Origin of the sequence: Streptomyces sp. NPDC008125 (genome assembly GCF_042957125.1) — a bacterium.
Lineage (GTDB): Bacteria > Actinomycetota > Actinomycetes > Streptomycetales > Streptomycetaceae > Streptomyces.
This window is the reverse complement of the sequence record NZ_JBIBHR010000002.1, coordinates 469,715-492,894: the sequence shown is the minus strand read 5'-3', so window position 1 is coordinate 492,894 and position 23,180 is coordinate 469,715. Positions and strand designations below refer to the sequence as shown.

Below are 23,180 nucleotides of genomic sequence, written 5' to 3'. Positions count from 1 at the left end.
CCCCCTACGGCCTTACTGCTTACCGCACTGCGGGACCAGCTTCTGCTCTTCCTCCGAGAGGCTGGGGCCGGGAGTGGGGGTCGCTGCGGTCGGCTTCGTCTCCTTGGCGGTCTCCTTGTCGGAGCCCGCTTCGGAGGTCTTGTCGGCGGAAGCGGCGTTGCTCTCCGCGGCCTGCTTCTCGGCCGCTCGGCGCTGAGCGTCCTTCTTGCAGGCGCTGGCCAGGGTCGACAGCTGGTCGACCTTCTTGCGGGCGTCGCTGAGGTTCCCCTCGGCGATCGTCTCCTCGACCTGCTTGCGCTGGTACGGCGGCAGGTACTTGAGTTCGATCTCCGGGTGGTCCTTCTCGACCTTCGAGAGCGAGACCCAGCCGAGGTCCTGGCTGATGCCGCGGAACAGGGCGACGTTGTCGTTCTGCGCACCCACGTAGAACTGCGTCTGCGTCCAGCGGTAGCCGCCGTACAGACCGCCGCCGACGATCGCCAGGGCGAGCACGCAGTACAGCGACCGCTTGAGCCACCTGCGCCCGCCGGGCTTGACGAAGTCGTCCTCGGTGTACGAGTCGAAGGAGCCGTGCGGTCCGTCGCCGTAGCCGGAGTCGGTGCCGCTGCCGGGAGGGCCGAAACCGCCGGCCGGCGGCGGCACGGAGCGGCCGAGGCCGGCCGCGCGGCCGGCCGGGGTCTGCATGGCCCCGCCGTCGCTGAGCTGCGCCTGGTTCTCCGCGACCGCGCCGACGATCACCGGGGTGTCGTTGAGGTGGCCGGCCAGGGTGTCGTTGCTGTCGACGTCCAGGACGTCGGCGACGATGCAGGTGATGTTGTCGGGTCCGCCGCCGCGCAGGGCGAGCTGGATGAGCTCCTGGATGGTCTCCTGGGGGCCCTGGTAGCTGGCGAGCGTCTCTTCCATCGTCTGGTGCGAGACGACGCCGGAGAGGCCGTCGGAGCAGATGAGGTAGCGGTCGCCGGCCCGGACCTCGCGGATGGAGAGGTCGGGTTCGACGTGGTCGCCACTGCCCAGGGCCCGCATCAGCAGGGAGCGCTGCGGGTGGGTGGTGGCCTCCTCCTCGGTGATCCGGCCCTCGTCCACCAGACGCTGCACCCAGGTGTGGTCCTGGGTGATCTGGGTCAGGAGTCCGTCGCGCAGCAGGTATGCGCGGGAGTCCCCGACGTGCACCAGGCCGAGGCGCTGGCCCGTCCAGAGCAGGGCGGTGAGCGTGGTGCCCATGCCCTCCAGCTGGGGGTCCTCCTCGACCATGACGCGGAGCTGGTCGTTGGCACGCTGCACGGCGGTGCCGAGCGACGTGAGGATGTCCGAGCCGGGGACGTCGTCGTCGAGCTGGACGAGCGTGGAGATCACCTCGGAGCTGGCGACCTCACCGGCGGCCTGGCCGCCCATGCCGTCGGCGATCGCGAGGAGGCGGGGACCGGCGTAACCGGAGTCCTCGTTGCCCTCCCGGATCATGCCCTTGTGCGATCCGGCGGCGAAACGCAGGGACAGACTCATGCGCACCTCGCCCGTCGGTTCGGGGTACAGCCGGTCTTGTCGAGCCACACTGCCCACCCTCCGGTCGGGAACCGGGCCGCGTCCTTCGTCAGGACCGCCGCGGCTCGCTCGCTCCGCTCGCTCATTGTCGTACTACTTCCGCAGCTCGATGACGGTCTTGCCGATACGGATCGGCGCACCCAGCGGAACAGGCGTCGGGGTGGTGAGACGGGTCCGGTCGAGATACGTGCCGTTGGTGGACCCGAGATCCTCGACGATCCACTGGCCGTCCCGGTCGGGGTAGATCCTGGCATGCCGGCTGGACGCGTAGTCGTCGTCCAGCACGATCGTTGAATCGTGGGCCCGGCCGAGCGTGATGGTCTGGCCCTGGAGCGCGACCGTGGTGCCCGTGAGGGAGCCTTCGGAGACGACCAGCTTGGTGGGTGCGCCGCGGCGCTGACGCGCCGGCTGCTGGCGCTGCTGCGGCGGTGCCGCAGCCTGTTGACGTGCCTGCTGCGGACGCGTCTCGGTGCCCGTGCGGCGTGAGCCGCGCTGGGTGACGCGCGTTCCGAACAGATCGCTGCGGATGACCTGTACGGCCACGATCACGAACAGCCACAGAACGGCTAGGAAACCTAGCCGCATGACCGTCAGGGTCAGCTCTGACATTGCCCCCGCTTCACCCTTCGGCTTGCCGGTAAACGATGGTGGTACTGCCCACGACGATCCGCGAGCCGTCGCGGAGCGTAGCGCGGGTGGTGTGCTGCCCGTCCACCACGATGCCGTTGGTGGACCCGAGATCCTGGATCGTCGAGGGCGTTCCGGTCCGGATCTCACAGTGCCGGCGGGAGACGCCGGGGTCGTCGATCCGCACGTCGGCTTCGGTGCTGCGTCCCAGCACCAGCGTCGGGCGGGAGATCTGATGGCGGGTGCCGTTGATTTCGATCCAGCGCCTGACCTGTGTCTCTGGCAGGGGGCCGGAGGGCACGGGCGGTCGGCGCCGGTCGCTCGCGGGGCCCGCTCCGCGTCCGCCCGGCGGCGGGGCCGCGGGCATCGGAGGGGCGGCGGCGGGCGGGTAGCCGTAGCCGCCGGGGGGCTGCTGCCCCTGCGGGGCCGCGGGCCTGCCCGGTGCCTGGCGCTGGGCGCCGTAGGGGTCGGGGCGTCCGCCGTGGAGCTGGTCGGGCCTGCCCTGGGGATCGGCGGGGTCCTGCTGCGACGTACTGGACGCGAGGGTGCGGCTGCGTACGCGGTAGAGGCCCGTGTCCAGGTCCTCGGCCTTCTCCAGGTGGACCTTGATCGGTCCCATGAAGGTGTAGCGCTGCTGCTTCGCGTAGTCCCGTACGAGTCCGGACAGCTCGTCGCCGAGCTGTCCGGAGTACGGGCTGAGCCGCTCGTAGTCGGGAGCGCTCAGTTCGACGATGAAGTCGTTGGGGACGACGGTCCGCTCGCGGTTCCAGATCGTCGCGTTGTTGTCGCACTCGCGCTGGAGCGCACCCGCGATCTCGACCGGCTGGACCTCGGACTTGAAGACCTTGGCGAAGGTGCCGTTGACCAGACCTTCGAGACGCTGCTCGAAACGCTTCATGACTCCCATGGGGCACCTCCTCCGGTGTCATCGTCCCTGTACTGCTTACTGATCGTATCCACGCCCGGGGAAAACAGGTGGTTCCCCTTGTCTGCCCGGTGGGCGAGTGTCCCCCCTCACACGGATCGTAGAGGTGGCCACATCACAGTGTCCCGCACACGGGGTGCTCTCGGCAGGACTGGGGAGAGGGTTCCGCGTTCCCGCTTCCCGCTCGGGGGTCACCGAAACAACGGATGTGAATCCTCCCCGATCAGCGTGCTAATCTTCGTTTGTCGCCAGGGAGAAGCGCCGAAACGGCGGGACGAACTGGAAACACCACTCTTGCGCGAGTGGCGGAACGGCAGACGCGCTGGCTTCAGGTGCCAGTGTCCTTAGGGACGTGGGGGTTCAAATCCCCCCTCGCGCACAACGAGTAGCTGGAAACAGCTGCTGGGTTGGTTCGACGGAACCCCCGCACCGGAGAGATTCGGTGCGGGGGTTTTTCGTCGTGCCCGTATCCGTACGCGTGACCGTACGCGTGACCGTGGCCGAACCCGCTTCCGTGGCGGGTGGCGGCTCGGGGCGCGTGTGATGGCTGTGCTTTGTTTCACGTGAAACAGGGCGGTTGGCTCGCTCGACGGAGTTCTCGGGTCGGCCGGACAGCGCCGGCCTACTCGTCCGTGGAGTTGCTCGCGACGTTGTAGCGCAGCAAATACCGGGCGAAGGCGGCGAGATCCTCGGTGGTCCACTCGGCGAGGCGTTCCTGGTACGCCGCGCGGCGACTGGCCTGGGTCGAGACCAGCGCTCTGAGCCCGGCCGGCGTGGGATGCAGGACGTGGATCCGCTGGTCTTCGGGGTCCGGGTGGCGTTCGATCAGTCCGAGCCTCTCCAGGGCGGTGACCTGGCGGCTGACCGTCGACTTGTCCAGCATGTAGTGGGCGGCGAGGTCGGTGGCCCGGCAGCCCTGCTGTTCGTGGATGTGCGAGAGCAGGGACTGGGAGACCAGGGGCAGTTCGGGATGGAGCCGGGCGGCCGTGGCCCTGGCCCGGCGCGAGAAGGCGGTCAGCTCACGCTGGATGATGTCGAAGGATTCCGCGCGCCCGCCGGTCTCTTGCGCCGCGGTGTCGTCCGTCACGGGGTCCGCCTCTCTGTGTGTATCCCCACGTGTTTCTGTCGCGCTGTCGCCGTGTTCGCTCCAGCACCCGAAACAAGTTGTAGGATACAACTTAAGTAGAAGTTGTAAAACGCAACCATGAGAGAGCGTGCTGATGTCCACAGGACCGACTGCCGCCGGAGGTCCCTCCGCCGGCGCCAACGCCGCAGCGCTGCGGCATGTACTGACCCACCTGGTCACCCCTCTGCTGATGTGCGTCGGTATGGGGCTCGCCTATCTGGGGGCCTTCCACGCGCCGGAGCCGCACGACCTCCGCGTCGACGTCGTGGGCTCGGGCCCGAGCGCCCAAGTGCTGGCGCAGACCCTTCAGGACAAGGGGGACGGCGCGCTCGACGTGCGTACGGTGCCGGACCGGGCCGTCGCGGCGGAGCACCTGCGGACCCAGGACAGCTTCGGTGCCTTCCTGCCGGGAGCCCGCCCCGAACTCATGGTGGCCTCGGCGTCCTCGGACACCACCGCCACGGTGGTCCAGAAGGTCTTCACCGAGGTGGCGGCCGACCAGGGTGCGCCGTTGAAGGTCACGGACGTCGCTCCCACGGCGGCCGGTGACCCGACCGGGCAGGGCATCTTCTTCCTCCTCGTCGCCGTCAGCATCGGTTCGTACGCTTCCGTGGCGGTCGTGGGCGGCGTCGGCGGGGTGCTGCCGTTGCGGCTGCGGGCCGCGCTGGTGGCTGGAATGTCGCTGCTGGTGAGTCTGATCGGAGTGGCCTTCGCCGGACCGGTGTTCGGGCTGGTGGACCACGGTTTCGGCGGGCTCTGGGCGATGGCGTGGCTGTACTCGGCGGGCATTTTGCTGATCGGCGTCGGGCTGCACACCTTCCTCAAGCGGTGGACGACGCTCGGGGTGATGGTCCTCTTCGTCATGCTCAACTTCACCAGTTCGGGCGGCATCTTCCGGCCCGAACTCCAGCCCGGCTTCTTCGGCGCGCTGCACTCCTTCTGGAACGGTGCGGGCTTCGTCGAAGGGGTGCGCAGCCACGTCTACTTCGGGGGCCACGGCCTCGGACGCGACGTGCTGGTGCTGGTGCTCTGGCTGGTGGCCGGAGCTGCGGTCATGGGCGTCGCGGGAGCGGCGGAAGCACGGCGGCGCCGGGCGGTCGCGGCCGTGCCCGCGTCGGTGGCCCCGAGTCCGTCGGCCGCTGCCGACGGGAACGACGTCCCGGCCGGGGACGCGCGGACGGCGGCGGAGCGCGAGGAGGCGGAGGAGGAGATGGAGGAAGCCGTGGGCGTGTAGGCCCTTCGTCGAGAGTCCCGCCCGTCCGGAGGATCGAAAGTCCCGCCCGTCCGGCGGGCGAAGAGTCCCGCCGGTCCGGCGGACCAAGGCCGGACAGGGCACGAGGCCCGGCACGGCACCTCGTGGCTTTACTCGCTCTTTGGCCTGTTCAGCGACTTGTCCACAGTGTGGAGCGGTAGTTGTCCACAGGGACCGACGGGTCGGGACGAACGGCGGTACGGTCATGGCCCATCGAGGACGTACGGGGACCGCCGGTGGGCGGGGGAGGCGGTTTTCCATGAGAGCGACCGATGCCGGATTCGGTGCCGGGACCGAGGTCCGGGGCCCGTCGGTGGTGACCCTGACGGGCGCTCCACTGGCCGTGGACGGCTTGGACGGCTTGGACGGCGTGGACGGCGTGGACGGCGTGGACGCGGCCGGGGCTTCGGCTGCGGGCCGCCTGGAGGCGGCCGTTCCGGTCCCGGTGGTTCCGGTTCGTCGTGCGCCCGGTCCGCGCATTCCGGTGGTCCCGGGGTTCGCGCGGCGGGCGGAGGAGTCGTCGCGCAAGGAGGCGGGCCGGGCGTTGCGGAAGCGGGTGCCGCGTCGCGCCCACGCTTCGCTGGTGCTACCGGCGGGGCGGCCCGACGCGGTACGGGCGGTCGAGGAGTCGAACAGGGGCCGGGTGGCCGGTCTGACCCCGATACGGGTGGGGCGCATGGCGGCCACCCCCTTCGCGTTCCTGCGCGGTGCGGCGGGACTGATGGCCCAGGACCTCACGGGGACTCCCGTCACCGGGGTGGGCGCGCAGCTCTGTGGCGACGCGCACGCGGCCAACTTCGGTCTGTACGGCGATGCGCGCGGCAATCTCGTCATCGACCTCAACGACTTCGACGAGACCGTCTTCGGCCCCTGGGAGTGGGACCTCAAGCGGCTGGCCACCTCCTTCGTGCTCGCGGGCCGGGCGGCCGGCGCCGACGAGGACACCTGCCGCAAGGGTGCGTACGACGCCGTGGGCGCGTACCGGCGGACGATGCGGCTGCTCGCCCGGCTGCCCGCGCTCGACGCCTGGAACGCCATCGCGGACGAGGCGCTCGTCTCGCACGCGGACGCGCGGGACCTCCTCGGGACGCTGGAGCGGGTCTCGGCGAAGGCGCGGAAGAACACGAGCGCCCGGTTCGCCGCCCGGTCCACGGAGGAGTCGGAGGACGGCGGGCGCCGGTTCGTGGACGCCCGGCCGGTACTGCGCCGGGTTCCGGACGCGGAGGCGGCGGCGGTCGCGGCGGGACTGGGCGGCTATCTGGAGACCCTCCCGGAGGACCGGGTGCCGCTGCTCGCCCGCCACGCCATCCAGGACGTGGCGTTCCGGGTGGTCGGGACGGGCAGCGTGGGCACCCGTTCGTACGTGGTGCTGCTGCTGGACCACCGGGGGGAGCCGCTGGTGCTCCAGGTGAAGGAGGCCCGGCCGTCGGCCCTGACGCCTCACCTGCCGGCGGTCGGTTTCGACGTTCCGGTGGTGGAGCACGAGGGGCGTCGGGTGGTGCTCGGGCAGAAGCGGATGCAGGTCGTCAGCGACCATCTGCTCGGCTGGGCCGAGGTCGAGGGCCGGCCCTACCAGGTACGGCAGTTCCGGAATCGCAAGGGCAGCGTCGATCCGGCGGCACTCGCCCCGGACGAGGTGGACGACTACGCGCGGATGACCGGTGCCCTGCTCGCGCGGGCCCACGCGCACAGCGCCGATCCGCGTCTCGTTGCCGGGTACTGCGGGAAGAACGACGAACTGGAGGAGGCGGTGGCGGACTTCGCCGTGACGTACGCGGACCGGACCGAGGCGGACCACGCCGTACTCCTCAAGGCCATCAGGTCCGGCCGCGTGGCTGCCGAGCTGGGGGTCTGAGCGCCGGGGCGGCCCCCGCCGGGTCCTCGCCCCGCCCGCCGGGGCCATACGCTGGACGGGTGACCGACGAAGCCGCCGGGGTGGACACCACCCGGAACGACGATGACCGGCAGAGCCCCGACCACGTCCAGGACCTGGGGAGTCCGGGCGGCGAGCCCACCACGGAGGGAGAAGCGCCCGGCGCGGAGTCTTCCGCTGCTCCTTCCGGAACTCCTTCTGCGGCTCCCTCCGGAACGCCTTCCGGAGAGGACGGGGCGTCCGGTGCGGAGGAGGCCGCCGCACGGCCGGAGGCGCGTCTCGCCAAGGCCGTCCAGGCGGCCGAGCAGGCGCTGATCGAGTTCGAGATCGCGGTGGAGACCTTCCGGGTCGAGGTGGAGAACTTCTCCCGGCTGCACCACCAGAAGCTCGGCCCGATGTACGCCCGCCTCGACGAGCTGGACGCGCTCATCGCGGAGGCCACGGCCGCCCGCACCGGCGACCCCGAGGATGCCCGCAGGGCCCGGGAGAAGCGTGCCGCCGTCATGCCGATGCCGGGGGTGGAGGAGCTGTTCCACGGCTGGATGGATTCGGACGGGCTCTACCCCGAGGCCGTCGCCATGCTCACCGAGCAGACGGTCCAGCCGCCGAAGCGGGTGCGGCCCAGCGACGAGGCCCGCAAGCTCTACCGCGAGATGGCCCGCAAGGCCCACCCCGACCTGGCTCGGGACGAGCCCGACCGCCAGCGGCGGGACGAGTTCATCGCCCGGGTCAACGCGGCGTACGGCCGGGGCGACGTGCCGTTGATGCGGGAGCTCGCCGACGAGTGGGCGGCGGACCCGGTGCGCCCGCCGGTGCTGCTGAGCGAGAGCGAGGAGCTCTACGCCCGGCTGGAGTGGCTCAGCCGGCGCAAGGAGCTGCTGACGGTGCTCGCGCAGGAGCTGGAGCAGAGCGCGATCGGCTCGATGCTGCGGATGGCGCCGGACGACCCGGACCAGCTGCTGGTGGACATCGCCGACCAGTTGCTGGGCGAGGTGTCCCGGCGGGAAGCCGAGCTCGCGGAGCTGGTGCAGTAGCGTTTCGGTAGACGGTGTCGCGATGCGCGTATGTACGAGAGAAGGCATGACCCATGAATTTCGCCCCGCTGCCCTCGGTGGACGTCGCTGCGGTGCCGTCGGACGGCTTCGTGCTCGACGTCCGTGAGAACGACGAATGGGCGGCCGGTCACGTCGAGCGTGCCCTGCACATCCCGATGAGCGACTTCGTCGCCCGCTTCGGCGAGCTGACGGAGGCGGCCGAGGACGGCCGCCGCGTGCACGTGATGTGCCGCGTCGGCGGGCGGTCCGCGCAGGTCACCCAGTACCTCGTCCAGCAGGGCATCGACGCGGTGAACATCGAGGGCGGCATGCTCGCCTGGGACGGGGCCGGCCGTCCGATGGTTGCGGACGGCGGCGCGTCGCCCTTCGTCCTCTGAGAGCGGCTGACGACCGGGACCGACGGCTGACGACCGGGACCGACGGCTGACGACCGGGACCGACGGCAGGGGCGGCCGGCGGTTCGCGGCCCGCCCCCGTGCTCGCAGCGGGGTGCCCCCAGCCGGATGCTCCCAGCCGGGTGCTCGCCGCCGGTCAGCGGTCGAAGTCGATGGCCACCTCGGGGGTGAGCGGGTGCGACTGGCAGGCCAGGACGAAACCAGCCTCGGTCTCCTCCGGTTCCAGCGCGTAGTTCCGGTCCATCCGCACCTCGCCCCGGACGAGGAAGGCGCGGCAGGTGCCGCAGACTCCGCCCTTGCAGGCGTAGGGCGCGTCCGCACGACTGCGGAGCACCGTCTCCAGCAGTGAATCGCCGTTCTCCACCGGCCAGTTGCCCGACCGCCCGTGCAGGGTCGCCGTCAGCGTGGTGGCCTCCGCGGGGACGGCGGCCCCGGCCGCACTTCCGGTGGCGGCCGTGTCCGGAGCAGCCGCCGTAGGAGCAGGGGCGTCCGCCACGTGGAAGATCTCCTGGTGGACACGGCCGCGGTCGACGTCCAGCGCGCGCAGGGCCCGTTGGGCTTCCCGGACCAGTCCGAGGGGTCCGCAGAGGAACCACGCGGCCACCTCCGGCACCGCCAGCAGGGCGGGCAGCAGTGAGGTCAGGCGTTCCTGGTCGAGGCGTCCGGCGGGCAGCCCCGCCGCCTGCTCCTCCCGGGAGAGCGCGGTGACGAGGTGGAAGCGGTCCGGGTAGCGGTCCTTGAGGTCGGCCACCTCGTCGAGGAACATCGTCGACGCCACCGTCCGGTCGCCGCGCACGAGACAGAACCGGGCCAGCGGCTCCCGTGCGAGCAGGGTCGAGGCGATCGACAGGACCGGGGTGATGCCGCTCCCGCCGACCACCGCCGCGAAGAGACCCGGCCGGGGCTCCAGCGTGAAGCGCCCGGTCGGGGGCATGGCCTCCACCCGGTCGCCGACCGCGAGCTCCTTGAGTGCGTACGTCGAGAAGGTGCCGCCGTCCACCAGGCGGATGCCGACCCGGAGCACCGGCGGGTCCGGTGGGGCCACGGCGGGGGAGCAGAGCGAGTAGGACCGCCGGATCTCCTCGCCGCCCGCTTCGTAGCGCACGTTGAGGTGCTGGCCGGGAACGTGGCGGAAGGTCTCCCGCAGGGCGTCCGGGACCTCGAACGTCACGGCCACAGCGTCGTCCGTGATGCGTTCGACGGCGCCGACCCGGAGCGGATGGAACATCTACAACTCCTTGAAGTGGTCGAAGGGTTCGAGGCAGTCGGCGCAGCGGCGCAGCGCCTTGCAGGCGGTGGAGGAGAACCTGCTGAGCAGCTCGGTGCGGGTCGAGCCGCAGTGCGGGCAGCGCACGGCGAGGGCGAGCGGCACCGGTCCTCCGGCGGCGGGTACGGGGCGCGGAGGCGCTATGCCGGAGGCGGCGAGCTTGCGGCGGCCCTCCTCGCTGATGTCGTCCGTGGACCAGGCCGGGGTCAGCACGGTGATCACCGAGACCTGGTCCATTCCGCGGTCGCGAAGGGCGCGTTCGATGTCGTGGGCCATGGTTTCCACGGCGGGGCAGCCGGTGTAGGTCGGGGTGAGGGTGACGGTGACGCGGTCGGGTCCCTCGATCCGGACGCCGCGCAGGACGCCGAGTTCCCCGAGGGTGACCACCGGCAGCTCCGGGTCGGGTACGGCTCCGGCGACGGCGCGCAGCTCCTCCTCCAGCGGGGTCGTGGTCACCATGTCGCCCCCGGGTGGCTGCGGTGGAGGTGCTGCATCTCGGCGATCATCCGCCCGAAGGGTTCGGTGTGCAGCCCCTGGCGGCCGGCGCCCGCGGTCCACGCGCCGCTCCGCGGGCCGGTGGGCAGGGAGAGGGTGGCGCGCTCGACCACGTCCGTGACCGAGGCGAGCCAGTCGTCGCCGAGGGCCGCCCAGTCGACGTCGACGCCTTCGACGGGCTGGACGAGCTCACCGGTGAACTTCCAGAGTCCGTCCAGTCCTTCGCGCATCCGGCGGTGGCTCTCCTCGGTGCCGTCGCCCAGGCGCAGGGTCCACTGCTCGGCGTGGTCCTGGTGGTAGGCGACCTCCTTCACGGCCTTCGCCGCCAGCGGCCGGAAGGCGCTCGTTCCGGCAGCCAGCCGCTCGTACAGGAGGCGCTGGTAGACGGAGAAGTAGAGCTGGCGGGCGATGGTGCGGGCGAAGTCGCCGTTCTCCTGCTCGGCCAACTGGGTGTTGCGGAAGGCGCGTTCCTCGCGGAGGTAGGCGAGTTCGTCCTCGTCGCCCACGAGGGAGAGGAGGACGCGGGCCTGGCCGAGGAGGTCCAGCGCGATGTTGGCGAGGGCGACCTCCTCTTCCAGCACCGGGGCGTGACCGGCCCACTCTCCCAGCCGGTGCGACAGCACCAGCGCGTCGTCTCCCAGGGCGAGGGCGCCGGCCAGGAGTCCGGGTGCCGGCGAGGTCGCGGGGCGCGGCGTCGCGTCGTGCGGGGCGGCGGTCACAGGTGCTTCACCCCTTCCGGGATCTCGTAGAAGGTGGGGTGTCGGTAGGGCTTGTCGGCGGCCGGCTCGAAGAAGGAGTCCTTCTCGTCGGGGGACGAGGCGGTGACCGCGGTGGAGGGCACCACCCAGATCGAGACGCCCTCCGCGCGGCGGGTGTAGAGGTCGCGGGCGTTGCGCAGGGCCATGGTGGCGTCGGGGGCGTGCAGGCTGCCCGCGTGGGTGTGGGAGAGCCCTCGGCGGGAGCGGACGAACACCTCCCACAGCGGCCAGTCGGTCGAGTCGCTCATGCCGTCGCCTCCGCGTTCCGGGCCGGGGTGGTGGATGGGTCCGCGGGGCTGCCCGCACCGGGGGAGCTCGGGGCTTGCGGGGGCTCGGGCCGCGCGTGCTTCGTGGCGTACGCGGCCGCGGCGTCGCGGACCCAGGCGCCCGCCTCGTGGGCGTCGCGGCGCTGGGCGAGCCGCTGGTCGTTGCACGGGCCGTTGCCCTTGAGCACCTCCTGGAACTCCGTCCAGTCGATGGCGCCGAAGTCGTGCCGGCCCCGGGCGTCGTTCCACCGGAGGTCGGGATCGGGGAGCGAGAGGCCGAGGGCCTCGGCCTGGGGCACGCAGATGTCCACGAACCGCTGGCGGAGTTCGTCGTTCGAGTGACGCTTGATCTTCCAGGCCATCGACTGCGCGGAGTGCGCGGAGGCGTCGTCCGGCGGACCGAACATCATCAGCGAAGGCCACCACCAGCGGTCCACCGCGTCCTGCGCCATGGCGTGCTGGGCGGGGGTGCCCCGGCTCAGCGCCAGCAGGAGTTCGTACCCCTGGCGCTGATGGAAGGACTCCTCCTTGCAGATGCGGACCATCGCGCGGGCGTACGGGCCGTACGAGCAGCGGCAGAGCGGCACCTGGTTGGTGATGGCGGCGCCGTCCACCAGCCAGCCGATCGCGCCCACGTCCGCCCACGTCAGTGTCGGGTAGTTGAAGATCGACGAATAGCGCTGGCGGCCCGCGTGCAGCTTGTCGAGCAGCTCCGCCCGGCTGGTGCCCAGAGTCTCCGCGGCGCTGTAGAGATACAGGCCGTGGCCCGCCTCGTCCTGCACCTTGGCCATCAGGATGGCCTTGCGGCGCAGGGAGGGGGCCCGGGTGATCCAGTTGGCCTCGGGCTGCATCCCGATGATCTCGGAGTGCGCGTGCTGGGCCATCTGGCGGACCAGCGAGGCGCGGTACGCGTCCGGCATCCAGTCGCGGGGCTCGATCCGCTCGTCCGCCGCCAGGGTGGCGTCGAACGCCGCCGCACGGCCGTCCGTCTCCGCTGTCGCGGCATCCGCACCGTCCGGTGTCTGCCGACCCGCGGTCACTGTCGCCATGACCACTCCGTCCCGACCGATCGTTCGGTCCATCGGCTTCAATGGTCGGTCGGCGGACCGTAGGGTGTCAACCCTGTGGATGGCCGAGTGATGATCGACGACGATCGGGGCGGTATGCAATCGGATCACAGGGGGCGCCCGGAGCGTCGGTTGGCCGACGAGGGCGAGGGATCGGACGAGGCACACGCGGACGCGGCACCCCAGGAGGCGTCGGGGCTCTCCACGGAACGCACGGAACGGCCCGGTGGGCAGCGGAGCGGTGCGCCCGCCGAGGAGTTCTCTGCCGAGGGGCGCATACCGGAGCGAGCCGGTGGCGACGCGGTCGGCGGCGACCGGGCCGACGCCGAAGAAGCCGCTGGTGAAGAGACCGGTGGCGACGGGACCGACGCGCAGGAAACCGCTGGTGAAGAGACCGGTGGCGACGGGACCGACGCGCAGGAAACCGCTCGTGAAGAGACCGGTGGTGAAGAGGCTGCCGCCGGGGTCTCCGCGTCCTGGCCTCCCGGGACGGACGGGCACGAGCCCGCGCCGGGGCCCGACGGGCTCGACGCGGGACGTGACCACGACGGGGACGCCGCCGCTTCCGGTGCCGCACCGGACGCCCCGGGCGAGGAGGGCGACCGGCCCGGCGCAGCGGGTGTCGGGCGTGAGGGCGGCGACGACGGTACGGGCGGACCCGGTACCGCCTCCGGGGCGCCGTCCGGCGCGGCCCCGGGCCCGGCGCGCGTCGGGATGGCCGGGCTGTCGACCGGGTACCGGGTCGTCGCGGGGCTGGTGATGGTCGGAATCGGCCTGCTCGCCTGCGTCCACCTGGGCATGGTCTTCCTGCATGTCGCACCGTCGAACACGCTCTCCAAGGAACACGCGGAGAGCGTCAACGAGTGGATCTATCCGGAATTCGAGCAGAACTGGAAGCTTTTCGCTCCGAATCCGCTCCAGCAGAACATCTCCGTGCACGTCCGGGTCGAGGTCGTCAGCGCCGACGGGGATCGCCGCACCTCCCGCTGGATGAGTCTCACCGCGGAGGACACCGACGCGATCCGGAGCAACCCGCTGCCCAGCCACGCCGACCAGAACGAGTTGCGCAGGGCCTGGGACTTCTTCGTCAACAGCCATGACGAAAAGAGCCGTTCGACCGGAATGCGCGGAAGCCTCTCGGAGGCCTATCTGCGGCGCATCGTGATGCTGCGTCTGGACGGGCACGACTACGGCGGGACCGTCGAACGCATCCAGCTGCGTTCGTCGTCGCGCCGGGTCGCGGCGCCCCCGTGGAGCACCGAGAAGATCAGTACCCGTCCGACGTACCGCGAGCTCGGGTGGTGGAACGTGTCCACCGACGATCTGCCCGGAGACAGCGCGGCGGCCCGGGCGGCAGCGACGTCCGGCGAGGAGGCCGACCAGTGAGCACCGCCCCCACGGCACCTGACACCGGCCCCGTCGGCCCCACCGGCCCCCGCTGGCTCGCGGGGCCGATCGGCCGTTCCGTCCAGCGGATCACCGCGTCCGCTCTCGGCCCGTACCAGAGCGCCGTGATCCGGATCGGGTTCACCGCCACGTATCTGCTGTTTCTGCTGCGGGAAGTGCCCTACCGTCAGGAGCTCTACGGGCCGGACGCCCCCTGGCAGTGGGAGCTGGCGCACCGGCTGATATCCGACAACCACGCCTTCACCGTCCTGATGTGGTCGGACAGCTCCGCGTGGTTCGAGGCGGTCTACGCGCTCACCCTCGCGGCGGCGTTCTGCACGATGATCGGGTGGCGTACCCGGACGATGTCCGTCCTGTTCATGGTCGGGGTCCTCTCGATCCAGAACCGCAACGTCTTCATGGGCGACGGCGGCGACAACGTCGTCCATCTGATGGCCATCTACCTCGTGCTGACCCGCTGCGCCCAGGTCTGGTCGCTCGACGCACGGCGGGCCGCACGGGACGCCGCGCGCCGGGCGGAGGGCCTGCGGCCGGGCCGGGACGTGGTCGGTCCAGTGCTCTGGGCCGTGCTCGGCCCGGTTCTGGTGATCGCCGGCGCGCAGGGCGGACTGGGCGGCACCTGGTGGCTGCCGACGCTGCTGTGGGTGCTCTGGCTGGGGGCCGCCGCCCAGTGGGTCGCGAACCGCAGAGCGCCGGACGGGGAGGGCCGGGTGCTGCTGGACGTGGTGGCCAACCTCGCCCACAACGCGGCCCTCGTGGTGATCATGGCCGAGGTCTGCCTGATCTACGCCACCGCCGGCTGGTACAAGATCCAGGGTTCGCGCTGGCAGGACGGCACTGCGCTGTACTACCCGCTCAACCTGGACTACTTCACCCCGTGGCCCGAGCTGTCGAACCTGCTCGCGGGCAGCGCGGTGATGGTGATGGTGGTGACGTACGCGACGGTGATCGTGCAGGTGGCGTTCCCGTTCACGCTCTTCAACCGGCGGGTCAAGAACGTCCTGCTCGTCCTGATGATGGGCGAGCACGCGGGGATCGCGGTCCTGCTGGGCCTGCCCTTCTTCTCGATGGCGATGATCTCCGCGGACGCGGTCTTCCTGCCCACCGTGTTCCTGATGTGGCTCGGCGGCCGGGTCGGCGCCGGCCGGGACCGGCTGCTGGCCCGGGGCGGCCGTCGTACGGGCGCGGGCCGCGTGCCAGGCCCGCGGGGGCCTGCCGGGTCCGGTGCCGCCGGGCCGGGCGGGGAGGCCGCGCACCGTCCCGCCGACGGGGGCCATACGCTCGTCGGGTGAGCAGTGAGACCGGCAGTACAGAGGAATGCGGGCCCTTCGTGGCCGAGGGGCCCGATCCGGCCACGGAACCGGCGCAGTACGACGACGGGTTCGGGGACGGGATCGGTGTCGGACCGCACCCGTCCCCCTGGCCGGAGGGCGAGCGGTACGACCCCGAGCTGCTGGCGGGCGGCGACCGGCGCAACGTGGTGGACGAGTACCGCTACTGGACCCGCGAGGCGATCGTCGCCGACCTGGACCTGCGGCGCCACGACTTCCACGTGGCGGTGGAGAACTGGGGCCACGACTTCAACATCGGGTCGGTCGTCCGCACCGCGAACGCCTTCCTCGCGAAGGAGATCCACATCGTCGGCCGGCGGCGCTGGAACCGGCGCGGTGCCATGGTCACCGACCGCTACCAGCATGTGCGCCACCACCCCGACACCGCCGACCTGACCGCCTGGGCGGCGTCGGAGGGGCTGCCGATCATCGGGATCGACAACCTCCCCGGGGCCGTACCGCTGGAGCGGACCGTGCTGCCCAGGCGCTGTGTGCTGCTCTTCGGTCAGGAGGGTCCGGGCCTCACGGAGGAGGCCAGGACCCACGCCTCGATGGTCTGCTCGATCGCCCAGTTCGGTTCGACGCGGTCGATCAACGCGGGGGCCGCCGCCGCCGTCGCCATGCACGCGTGGATCCAGCGGTACGCGGACGTGCCGGACCCCTCGGCCTGAGCCCGGCACCGTACGAAGAGACCCCGGGGCCCGGCGGCCTCGGGCCCGGCGTCCTCAGGCCTGGCTTCCTCAGGCCTGGCGGCGTACCTCGATGGTGCGGAAGCGGCCCGAGACGAAGGCGCCGTCGCAGAGGGCCGCGTTGGCCGCCGGGTTGCCGCCCGAACCGTGGAAGTCGGAGAAGGCCGCCGTCTGGTTGACGTAGACCCCGCCGGTCAGGTTCAGCGACAGCTGGGCGGACTCCTCCAGGCAGACCTCCTCGATCGCCCGCTCCACCTCGGGCGAGGTGGTGTAGGCGCCGACCGTCATCGCGCCCTTCTCCCGGATCGTGCGGCGCAGCAGGTCCACCGCGTCGTCGACGGAGTCCACCGAGACGGCGAAGGACACCGGTCCGAAGCACTCGGAGAGGTGGACGGGGTCGCCGCCGTCCGGGCCGGGTTCCTTGGCGAGGACCTTGACGACGACCGGCGTGCGCACCACCGCGTCGGGGAACTCCGGGTGCGGTACCGCCCGCGAGGCCAGGGCCACTTCGCCGAGGTCCGGGGCGGCTTCGAGCCGGCTCCGCACGTCCGGGTTGACCAGTGCGCCGAGGAGAGCGGTGGCGCGCGTGTCGTCGCCGAGGAGCCCCTCGACCGCCCCCGCCAGATCGGCGACCACCTCGTCGTACGTCCGGGGCCCCTGGTCGGTGCTGATGCCGTCGCGGGGGACGAGGAGGTTCTGCGGGGTGGTGCACATCTGGCCGCTGTAGAGGGAGAGCGAGAACGCGAGGTTGGCGAGCATTCCGGCGTAGTCGTCGGTGGAGTCGATCACCACCGTGTTGACCCCGGCCTTCTCGGTGTAGACCTGGGCCTGGCGGGCGTGGGTCTCCAGCCAGTCCCCGAAGGCGGTGGAGCCCGTGTAGTCGATGATCCGGACCTCCGGGCGCACCGCCAGATCCTTGGCGATTCCCTCGCCGGGGCGCTCGGCCGTCAGTGCGACGAGGTTCGGGTCGAATCCGGTGTCGGCGAGCACCTCGCGCGCGATCCGGACGGTGAGCGCGAGCGGCAGCACGGCGCGCGGGTGCGGCTTGACGAGGACGGGGTTGCCGGTGGCGAGCGAGGCGAAGAGGCCCGGGTAGCTGTTCCAGGTGGGGAAGGTGTTGCAGCCGATCAGCAGTGAGACACCGCGCCCCACCGCGGTGAACGACTTGTGCAGCCGGAGCGGGTCGCGTTTGCCCTGCGGCTTGGACCAGTCGGCCCCGGCGGGAGTGCGGAGCTGCTCCTCGTACGCGTACGCCACCGCTTCCAGGCCGCGGTCCTGGGCGTGCGGGCCGCCCGCCTGGAACGCCATCAGGAAGGCCTGTCCGCTGGTGTGCATGACGGCCTGCGCCAGCTCGTGCGTGCGGGCGGCGACGCGCGCCAGGATCTCCAGGCAGACCAGCGCCCGCGCCTCGGGGCCGGCGTCCCGCCAGGCGGCCGTGGCGGCGCGCATCGCGGGCAGCAGGACGTCGGGGTCGGCGTGCGGGTACTCGATGCCCAGCTCGGGGCCGTACGGGGAGATCTCGGCGCCCGTCCAGCCGTCGGTGCCGGGCTGGCCGAGGTCGAACCGGCTGTGCAGGAGCGCGTCGAACGCCGCCTTGCCCTCGGCCATGCCGAGGCTGCCGGGCGCGCCGCCCTCGCCGTACGCCTTGGGGTGCTCCGGGTGGGGCGACCAGTAGGCGCGGGTCCGGATGGCGTCGAGGGCCTGGTCGAGCGTGGGCCGGTGGGTCTCGGACAGCTTCTGGAGGGAGAGCGCGGCGGCCATGGCGGACCAACTCCTCATCGAGCCGGGCGGGGACGTGCTGACGGAGTTAGAGTAACCGAACGATCGGTCGGGACAAGGGGGCCCGGGCAACCTGTGGACAACTCATGGGGGAGGATCGCGTCCATGACCACGGCCAAGCGGGACACGTACACCCCGGAGACGCTGCTGGCCGTCGCCGTGCAGGTGTTCAACGAGCGCGGATACGACGGCACGTCCATGGAGCACCTCTCCCGGGCGGCGGGCATCTCCAAGTCGTCGATCTACCACCATGTGGCGGGCAAGGAGGAGCTGCTGCGCCGTGCGGTGAGCCGGGCGACCGACGGTCTCTTCCGGATTCTCGACGAGCCGGGCGCGGACCGGGGGCGCGCGGTCGAACGGGTCGAGTACGTCACCCGCCGCACGGTCGAGGTGCTGATGGCCGAGCTGCCGTACGTCACTCTGCTGTTGCGCGTCCGGGGCAACACGAAGACCGAGCGGTGGGCGCTGGAGCGGCGCCGCGAGTTCGACCAGCGGGTGGCGGCCCTGCTGAAGGCGGCCGTCGCGGACGGGGACCTCCGGGCCGACGTGGACATACGGCTGGCCACCCGGCTGCTGTTCGGCATGGTGAACTCGCTGGTCGAGTGGTACCGCCCGCAGCCCGAAGGCGCCGCCGGGGGTACCGGCGGCGCCCCGGACGGGGTCCCCGGGGCGGACGACCTGCCGGGGACCGTCGTACGCCTGGCCTTCGACGGGATGCGCTCCGCCGGCCGGTAGCTGGTAGCCGGTGACCGGCCGCCCGGGGCCTGCGTGCCGGGCGACGCCCGGCCGACGGCGGTCCGACGGGACGCCCCGAGCCGGTGCGGAGGGGGTCAGCCGAGGTCGGTGGGGCGGTTGGTTCGGCCGTGGCCGAGCTCGGTCTCTTCGAACACCAGCAGGGTGCGGGTGGAGAGCACCTCGGGAATGGCCTGGATGCGGGTGAGGACGAGCTCGCGCAGGGCCCGGTTGTCCGGTGCGTGCACCAGGAGCAGAACGTCGAAATCGCCGCTGACCAGCGCGATGTGGGTGGCGCCCGGGAGTGCCTGGAGCTCCTCGCGCACGGTCCGCCAGGAGTTCTGCACGATTTTGAGCGTGATGTAGGCGGACGCCCCCTGCCCGGCCCGCTCGTGGTCGATCCGGGCGCTGAATCCGCGGATGACCCCGTCCTCGACCAGCCGGTTGATGCGGGCGTAGGCGTTGGCCCGCGACACGTGCACCTGCTCGGCGACGGCCCGTATCGAGGCCCGGCCGTCGGTGCGGAGGATGCGCAGGATGGCCCGGTCGACGGCGTCCAGCGGGCGGGCCGGGGGCGTCGTCCCGAGCCCCTCGGCCATTCGTTCAGCTGCCATGCCCCCGCGCCTCCCTGTTGTGGACGAGCTGCCTCCATCCCAGGCTGTGGACAACCGTTTGTCCACAGGGCGAGGGGGGCTGTAGCCAGAATGCGTCCGCGACCGAACAATCGGTAGGTGTGGGACGCGTCACCCGGGCCCGCCCCGGGCCGCGTCCGCGTGCGACCGATCCGACTCCGACGTACACCCCGACGTAGGGCGCGGGGCCCGGTGGGATTCCGTTCTCCGCCGGCCCGTGTCCGCCTCGTTGCCAAGGAGGTGCCTCTCATGACGGTCCAAGAGTTGCCCGGCGCGGGCTACCGGCCGGTGCCGCCCCCGGCCTGGAAGCCGCTCACCGACCCCGCCCCGCTGCTTCCGGACGCGGAGCCGTACCGGGTGCTGGGCACGGACGCGGCGGCCGGAGCGGACCCGCGGCTGCTGCTGAGACTCCACGCCGAGCTCGTGCGGGGCCGCCGGTACAACGCTCAGGCGACGGCGCTGACCAAGCAGGGGCGCCTTGCCGTGTATCCGTCCAGCACCGGCCAGGAGGCCTGCCAGGTGGCTGCGGCGCTGGTGCTGGAGGAGCGGGACTGGCTCTTTCCGAGCTACCGGGACACCCTCGCCGCGGTGGCCCGGGGGCTCGATCCGGTCGACGCGCTGACGCTGCTGCGGGGCGACCGGCACACCGGTTACGACCCCCGAGAGCACCGGATCGCGCCGCTCTGCACCCCGCTGGCCACGCATCTCCCGCACGCGGTGGGGCTGGCGCACGCGGCGCGGCTCAAGGGCGACGACGTGGTGGCGCTGGCGATGGTCGGGGACGGCGGGACCAGCGAGGGGGATTTCCACGAGGCGCTGAACTTCGCGGCCGTGTGGCGGGCGCCGGTCGTCTTCCTCGTGCAGAACAACGGATTCGCCATCTCGGTGCCGCTGGCCAAGCAGACGGCGGCTCCGTCCCTCGCCCACAAGGCGGTCGGTTACGGCATGCCCGGCCGGCTGGTCGACGGCAACGACGCCGCCGCGGTGCACGAGGTGCTCGCCGAGGCGGTGGCGCGCGCCCGCCGCGGTGGCGGGCCGACGCTGGTGGAGGCGGTGACCTATCGCATGGACGCCCACACCAACGCCGACGACGCGACCCGCTACCGCTCCGGGGACGAGGTGGAGTCCTGGCGGGACCACGACCCGGTGCTCCTCATGGAGCGTGAGCTGACCGGGCGCGGCCTGCTGGACGAGGCCACCGCCGAGGCGGTGCGCGAGGCGGCGGAGCGGATGGCCGCGGCGCTGCGGGAGCGGATGAACGCCGATCCGGTGCTCGACCCGATGGACCTGTTCGCGCACGTCTACGCGGACCGGACCGGACCGTTGCGCGAGCAGGAGGCCGCGCTGCGCGCCGAGCTGGAGGCCGGGAGCGAGGACGAGGACGCCGACGGACAGCGGGACGGCCACCAGCCGCACGGCCGGGAGCGGTCCGGCCACGAGCGGTCCGGCCACGAGCGGGGCACGGAGGGCGGACGATGACCACGGCGGTGCGGGCGCGGGCGGGTCGTACGGGCCCGGTCACGATGGCTCAGGCTCTGGGGCGGGCGCTGCGGGACGCCATGGCGGAGGACCCGTCGGTGCACGTGCTCGGCGAGGACGTCGGCACGCTCGGGGGCGTCTTCCGGGTCACCGACGGGCTGGCGGCGGAGTTCGGCGACGAGCGGTGCACGGACACGCCGCTCGCGGAGGCGGGGATTCTCGGCGCCGCGGTCGGGATGGCGATGTACGGCCTGCGGCCGGTGGTGGAGATGCAGTTCGACGCGTTCGCCTATCCGGCGTTCGAGCAGCTCGTCAGCCACGTGGCCCGGATGCGGAACCGCACCGGGGGCGCCCTGCCGATGCCCCTGACCGTGCGGATTCCGTACGGCGGCGGGATCGGCGGGGTCGAGCACCACAGCGACTCCTCGGAGGCGTACTACATGGCCACCCCGGGGCTCCACGTCGTCACCCCGGCCACCGTGGAGGACGCCTACGGGCTGCTGCGGGCGTCGATCGCCTCGGACGATCCGGTGGTGTTCCTGGAACCGAAGCGGCTGTACTGGTCGAAGTCCGACTGGTCGCCGGAGGCCCCGGCGGAGGTCGAACCCATCGGCCGGGCGGTGGTCCGCAGGCCGGGGACGAGCGCGACGCTGATCACCTACGGCCCGTCCCTGCCGGTCTGCCTGGAGGCGGCCGAGGCGGCGGTGGCGGAGGGGTGGGACCTGGAGGTCGTCGATCTGCGGTCGCTGGTGCCGTTCGACGACGGGACGGTCGCCGCGTCCGTGCGGCGGACCGGGCGTGCGGTGATCGTCCACGAGTCCGCCGGGTTCGGCGGGCCGGGGGGCGAGATCGCCGCTCGGGTGACCGAGCGGTGCTTCCACCACCTGGAGGCGCCGGTGCTGCGGGTTGCCGGCTTCGACATTCCGTATCCGCCGCCGATGCAGGAGCGGCACCATCTGCCGGGGGTGGACCGGGTGCTCGACGCGGTCGCCCGGCTCCAGTGGGAGGCGACGCGCTGATGCCCACGGTGCTCGAATTCAGGTTGCCCGACCTCGGCGAGGGGCTGACCGAGGCGTTGATCGTGCGGTGGCTGGTGGAGATCGGCGAGGTCGTCGCCGTGGACCAGCCGGTGGTCGAGGTCGAGACGGCCAAGGCCCTGGTGGAGGTGCCCTGCCCGTACGGGGGTGTGGTGACGGCCCGCTTCGGCGAGGAGGGTGCGGAACTCCCGGTCGGCGCCCCGCTGATGACGGTCGCGGTCGCACCGGGCCCGGCGTCGGGTTCCGCGTCGGCTCCGGGTTCTGCCTCGGCCGCTCCGGCGCCGGTTCCGGTGTCGGGTTCTGCCTCGGCTCCGGTCTCCGCCTCGGCCGCTACGGCGTCGGCCTCCGCGTCGTCGGACGCTTCGGGGAACGTACTGGTCGGGTACGGCACCGCCGCCCCGGCAGCGCGGCGGCGGCGGGTCCGTCCCGCGCACGCGCCGGCCGCCGCCACCGTCGGCGCCGGTCCGGTGGATCCGGTGTCTTCGGTGTCCCAGGTGGATCAGGCGTCTCCGGATGCTCCGGTCGTGGAGGCCGCTCCGGCTGGTCCCTCCGCTCCGGTCGCGGTCATCTCTCCGCTCGTCCGCCGACTGGCCCGGCAGCACGGACTGGACCTCCGGGAGCTGGTCGGCTCCGGTCCGGACGGGCTGATCCTGCGGTGCGACGTCGAGGCGGTGATCGAGCGGGCGTCCGCGGTGGGCGGTGAGCACGCCGTCGGCGCGGAGGCTGCCGCGTCCCCGCAGGCACGTGCCGTGACCGGCGAGCGGACCGCGTTGCGCGGGGTACGGGGCGCGGTCGCCGACAAGATGGCGCGCAGCCGGACCGAGATCCCCGACGCGACCTGCTGGGTGGACGCGGACGCGACCGAACTGATGGCGGCCCGCGCGGCGATGAACAGGACGGCGGGTCCGAAGGTCTCGGTCCTCGCCCTGCTGGCCCGGATCTGTGCGGCGGCGCTGGTGAAGTACCCCGAGTTGAACTCCACGGTGGACACCGCCGCCCGGGAGATCGTCCGGCTGCCGTCCGTCCACCTCGGGTTCGCCGCGCAGACGGACCGGGGGCTGGTCGTCCCGGTGGTCCGCGACGCGCACGCGCGGTCCGTGGATTCACTGGCGGCCGAACTCGCCCGGCTCACCGAGGCGTCCCGGGACGGGAAGCTGACCCCGGCGGAGCTGACGGGCGGCACCTTCACCCTGAACAACTACGGCGTATTCGGGGTGGACGGCTCCACCCCGATCATCAACCACCCCGAGGCCGCCATGCTCGGAGTCGGCCGCATCGTGCAGCGCCCCTGGGTCCACGGGGGCGAACTGGCGGTACGTCAGGTGGTGCAGCTTTCGCTCACCTTCGACCACCGGGTCTGCGACGGCGGCACGGCGGGCGGCTTCCTGCGGTACGTCGCCGACTGCGTGGAGCAGCCGGCCGTCCTGCTGCGGAGCCTGTAGGCCCGGC

22 protein-coding genes and 1 tRNA gene are annotated in these 23,180 nt (G+C 72.2%); 12 read left to right on the top strand and 11 right to left on the bottom strand.

Annotated features, from left to right (window positions below; all coding sequences use genetic code 11):
- Window positions 1-12: 12 nt before the first annotated feature.
- From ACFZAX_RS04920 to ACFZAX_RS04910, 3 genes are all read right to left on the bottom strand, one after another.
- Complete coding sequence (locus ACFZAX_RS04920) at window positions 13-1,500, bottom strand: Stp1/IreP family PP2C-type Ser/Thr phosphatase (protein WP_390959125.1); 1,488 nt, start codon at window positions 1,498-1,500, stop codon at window positions 13-15.
- 132 nt (window positions 1,501-1,632) lie between these two features.
- Complete coding sequence (locus tag ACFZAX_RS04915) at window positions 1,633-2,148, bottom strand: FHA domain-containing protein (RefSeq protein WP_266706652.1); 516 nt, start codon at window positions 2,146-2,148, stop codon at window positions 1,633-1,635.
- A gap of 10 nt (window positions 2,149-2,158) precedes the next feature.
- Window positions 2,159-3,073: an FhaA domain-containing protein gene (locus tag ACFZAX_RS04910; protein ID WP_390959123.1), complete on the bottom strand. Its 915-nt coding sequence runs from the start codon at window positions 3,071-3,073 to the stop codon at window positions 2,159-2,161.
- Between the two features lie 314 nt (window positions 3,074-3,387).
- Between ACFZAX_RS04910 and ACFZAX_RS04905 the strand changes: the two genes are divergently transcribed.
- Window positions 3,388-3,470, top strand: a tRNA-Leu gene (locus ACFZAX_RS04905).
- 243 nt (window positions 3,471-3,713) lie between these two features.
- Here the strand turns inward: ACFZAX_RS04905 and ACFZAX_RS04900 are convergent.
- A complete protein-coding gene (locus ACFZAX_RS04900) occupies window positions 3,714-4,178 on the bottom strand; it encodes a MarR family transcriptional regulator (RefSeq protein ID WP_390959121.1) in 465 nt (154 codons plus the stop codon).
- Window positions 4,179-4,311: 133 nt separating this feature from the next.
- On the opposite strand from ACFZAX_RS04900, the gene ACFZAX_RS04895 reads away from it, so the two are divergent.
- The 4 genes from ACFZAX_RS04895 (at window position 4,312) to ACFZAX_RS04880 (ending at window position 8,774) form a co-directional block, all read left to right on the top strand.
- The gene (locus tag ACFZAX_RS04895; protein ID WP_390959120.1) at window positions 4,312-5,451 is read left to right on the top strand and encodes a hypothetical protein; all 1,140 of its coding nucleotides are present in this window, start codon (window positions 4,312-4,314) and stop codon (window positions 5,449-5,451) included.
- A 502-nt stretch (window positions 5,452-5,953) separates the two neighbouring features.
- Complete coding sequence (locus tag ACFZAX_RS04890) at window positions 5,954-7,324, top strand: DUF2252 family protein (RefSeq protein ID WP_390959253.1); 1,371 nt, start codon at window positions 5,954-5,956, stop codon at window positions 7,322-7,324.
- Between the two features lie 59 nt (window positions 7,325-7,383).
- Entirely contained in the window at window positions 7,384-8,376 is a 993-nt protein-coding gene (locus ACFZAX_RS04885; RefSeq protein WP_390959118.1) for a J domain-containing protein, read from the top strand.
- A gap of 53 nt (window positions 8,377-8,429) precedes the next feature.
- The gene (locus tag ACFZAX_RS04880; protein ID WP_390959115.1) at window positions 8,430-8,774 is read left to right on the top strand and encodes a rhodanese-like domain-containing protein; all 345 of its coding nucleotides are present in this window, start codon (window positions 8,430-8,432) and stop codon (window positions 8,772-8,774) included.
- 154 nt (window positions 8,775-8,928) lie between these two features.
- Here ACFZAX_RS04880 and ACFZAX_RS04875 read toward each other — a convergent pair whose 3' ends face one another.
- From ACFZAX_RS04875 to paaA, 5 genes are read right to left on the bottom strand one after another with little or no spacing between them, the layout of a single operon-like run.
- Window positions 8,929-10,020, bottom strand: a complete 1,092-nt coding sequence (locus ACFZAX_RS04875; protein WP_390959113.1) for a 2Fe-2S iron-sulfur cluster-binding protein — start codon at window positions 10,018-10,020, stop codon at window positions 8,929-8,931.
- Window positions 10,021-10,518 carry a 1,2-phenylacetyl-CoA epoxidase subunit PaaD gene (gene paaD / locus ACFZAX_RS04870; RefSeq protein ID WP_390959111.1) on the bottom strand — a complete coding sequence of 166 codons (498 nt, stop codon included), beginning with the start codon at window positions 10,516-10,518 and terminating at the stop codon, window positions 10,021-10,023.
- Window positions 10,512-11,213, bottom strand: a complete 702-nt coding sequence (gene paaC / locus ACFZAX_RS04865) for a 1,2-phenylacetyl-CoA epoxidase subunit PaaC (protein ID WP_390959251.1) — start codon at window positions 11,211-11,213, stop codon at window positions 10,512-10,514. The genes paaD and paaC overlap by 7 nt, the downstream gene beginning before the upstream one ends.
- 56 nt (window positions 11,214-11,269) lie before the next feature.
- Complete coding sequence (gene paaB / locus ACFZAX_RS04860; RefSeq protein ID WP_390959109.1) at window positions 11,270-11,560, bottom strand: 1,2-phenylacetyl-CoA epoxidase subunit PaaB; 291 nt, start codon at window positions 11,558-11,560, stop codon at window positions 11,270-11,272.
- Window positions 11,557-12,627, bottom strand: coding sequence for a 1,2-phenylacetyl-CoA epoxidase subunit PaaA (gene paaA, locus ACFZAX_RS04855; protein ID WP_390959107.1), 1,071 nt, complete (start codon window positions 12,625-12,627; stop codon window positions 11,557-11,559). Before paaA ends, paaB begins: the two co-directional genes overlap by 4 nt.
- 150 nt (window positions 12,628-12,777) lie before the next feature.
- Here paaA and ACFZAX_RS04850 point away from each other — a divergent pair, with 150 nt between their 5' ends.
- Genes ACFZAX_RS04850 through ACFZAX_RS04840 form a run of 3 tightly spaced genes read left to right on the top strand, consistent with a single transcriptional unit; the run spans window position 12,778 to window position 16,054 of the window.
- A complete protein-coding gene (locus ACFZAX_RS04850) occupies window positions 12,778-14,031 on the top strand; it encodes a DUF5819 family protein (RefSeq protein ID WP_390959104.1) in 1,254 nt (417 codons plus the stop codon).
- Window positions 14,028-15,344 (top strand): HTTM domain-containing protein, encoded by a 1,317-nt coding sequence (locus ACFZAX_RS04845; protein WP_390959103.1) that lies wholly within the window; start codon window positions 14,028-14,030, stop codon window positions 15,342-15,344. Before ACFZAX_RS04850 ends, ACFZAX_RS04845 begins: the two co-directional genes overlap by 4 nt.
- Complete coding sequence (locus ACFZAX_RS04840) at window positions 15,341-16,054, top strand: TrmH family RNA methyltransferase (RefSeq protein WP_390959101.1); 714 nt, start codon at window positions 15,341-15,343, stop codon at window positions 16,052-16,054. Before ACFZAX_RS04845 ends, ACFZAX_RS04840 begins: the two co-directional genes overlap by 4 nt.
- Before the next feature lie 69 nt (window positions 16,055-16,123).
- Here ACFZAX_RS04840 and paaN read toward each other — a convergent pair whose 3' ends face one another.
- Window positions 16,124-17,833 (bottom strand): phenylacetic acid degradation protein PaaN, encoded by a 1,710-nt coding sequence (paaN, locus tag ACFZAX_RS04835; protein WP_390959099.1) that lies wholly within the window; start codon window positions 17,831-17,833, stop codon window positions 16,124-16,126.
- A gap of 123 nt (window positions 17,834-17,956) precedes the next feature.
- Between paaN and ACFZAX_RS04830 the strand changes: the two genes are divergently transcribed.
- Window positions 17,957-18,586, top strand: a complete 630-nt coding sequence (locus tag ACFZAX_RS04830; RefSeq protein WP_390959098.1) for a TetR family transcriptional regulator — start codon at window positions 17,957-17,959, stop codon at window positions 18,584-18,586.
- A gap of 95 nt (window positions 18,587-18,681) precedes the next feature.
- On the opposite strand, the gene ACFZAX_RS04825 is transcribed toward ACFZAX_RS04830, so the two are convergent.
- Window positions 18,682-19,197, bottom strand: a complete 516-nt coding sequence (locus ACFZAX_RS04825) for an Lrp/AsnC ligand binding domain-containing protein (RefSeq protein WP_390959096.1) — start codon at window positions 19,195-19,197, stop codon at window positions 18,682-18,684.
- 267 nt (window positions 19,198-19,464) lie between these two features.
- On the opposite strand from ACFZAX_RS04825, the gene pdhA reads away from it, so the two are divergent.
- From pdhA to ACFZAX_RS04810, 3 genes are read left to right on the top strand one after another with little or no spacing between them, the layout of a single operon-like run.
- Complete coding sequence (pdhA, locus tag ACFZAX_RS04820; protein WP_390959093.1) at window positions 19,465-20,694, top strand: pyruvate dehydrogenase (acetyl-transferring) E1 component subunit alpha; 1,230 nt, start codon at window positions 19,465-19,467, stop codon at window positions 20,692-20,694.
- The gene (locus ACFZAX_RS04815; protein ID WP_390959092.1) at window positions 20,691-21,713 is read left to right on the top strand and encodes a transketolase C-terminal domain-containing protein; all 1,023 of its coding nucleotides are present in this window, start codon (window positions 20,691-20,693) and stop codon (window positions 21,711-21,713) included. Before pdhA ends, ACFZAX_RS04815 begins: the two co-directional genes overlap by 4 nt.
- Window positions 21,713-23,173, top strand: a complete 1,461-nt coding sequence (locus tag ACFZAX_RS04810) for a 2-oxo acid dehydrogenase subunit E2 (protein WP_390959091.1) — start codon at window positions 21,713-21,715, stop codon at window positions 23,171-23,173. The genes ACFZAX_RS04815 and ACFZAX_RS04810 overlap by 1 nt, the downstream gene beginning before the upstream one ends.
- The last annotated feature ends 7 nt before the right edge of the window (window positions 23,174-23,180 follow it).

Excerpts from the sequence above, each read along its gene's own strand:
- paaB (WP_390959109.1), bottom strand. The coding sequence starts at position 11,560 with ATGAGCGACTCGACCGACTGGCCGCTGTGGGAGGTGTTCGTCCGCTCC.
- pdhA (WP_390959093.1), top strand. The coding sequence starts at position 19,465 with ATGACGGTCCAAGAGTTGCCCGGCGCGGGCTACCGGCCGGTGCCGCCC.
- paaN (WP_390959099.1), bottom strand. The coding sequence starts at position 17,833 with ATGGCCGCCGCGCTCTCCCTCCAGAAGCTGTCCGAGACCCACCGGCCC.
- ACFZAX_RS04915 (WP_266706652.1), bottom strand. The coding sequence starts at position 2,148 with ATGTCAGAGCTGACCCTGACGGTCATGCGGCTAGGTTTCCTAGCCGTT.
- ACFZAX_RS04910 (WP_390959123.1), bottom strand. The coding sequence starts at position 3,073 with ATGGGAGTCATGAAGCGTTTCGAGCAGCGTCTCGAAGGTCTGGTCAAC.
- ACFZAX_RS04825 (WP_390959096.1), bottom strand. The coding sequence starts at position 19,197 with ATGGCAGCTGAACGAATGGCCGAGGGGCTCGGGACGACGCCCCCGGCC.
- paaA (WP_390959107.1), bottom strand. The coding sequence starts at position 12,627 with ATGGCGACAGTGACCGCGGGTCGGCAGACACCGGACGGTGCGGATGCC.
- ACFZAX_RS04895 (WP_390959120.1), top strand. The coding sequence starts at position 4,312 with ATGTCCACAGGACCGACTGCCGCCGGAGGTCCCTCCGCCGGCGCCAAC.
- paaD (WP_390959111.1), bottom strand. The coding sequence starts at position 10,518 with ATGGTGACCACGACCCCGCTGGAGGAGGAGCTGCGCGCCGTCGCCGGA.
- ACFZAX_RS04830 (WP_390959098.1), top strand. The coding sequence starts at position 17,957 with ATGACCACGGCCAAGCGGGACACGTACACCCCGGAGACGCTGCTGGCC.
- ACFZAX_RS04880 (WP_390959115.1), top strand. The coding sequence starts at position 8,430 with ATGAATTTCGCCCCGCTGCCCTCGGTGGACGTCGCTGCGGTGCCGTCG.
- ACFZAX_RS04810 (WP_390959091.1), top strand. The coding sequence starts at position 21,713 with ATGCCCACGGTGCTCGAATTCAGGTTGCCCGACCTCGGCGAGGGGCTG.
- ACFZAX_RS04815 (WP_390959092.1), top strand. The coding sequence starts at position 20,691 with ATGACCACGGCGGTGCGGGCGCGGGCGGGTCGTACGGGCCCGGTCACG.
- ACFZAX_RS04875 (WP_390959113.1), bottom strand. The coding sequence starts at position 10,020 with ATGTTCCATCCGCTCCGGGTCGGCGCCGTCGAACGCATCACGGACGAC.
- ACFZAX_RS04920 (WP_390959125.1), bottom strand. The coding sequence starts at position 1,500 with ATGAGTCTGTCCCTGCGTTTCGCCGCCGGATCGCACAAGGGCATGATC.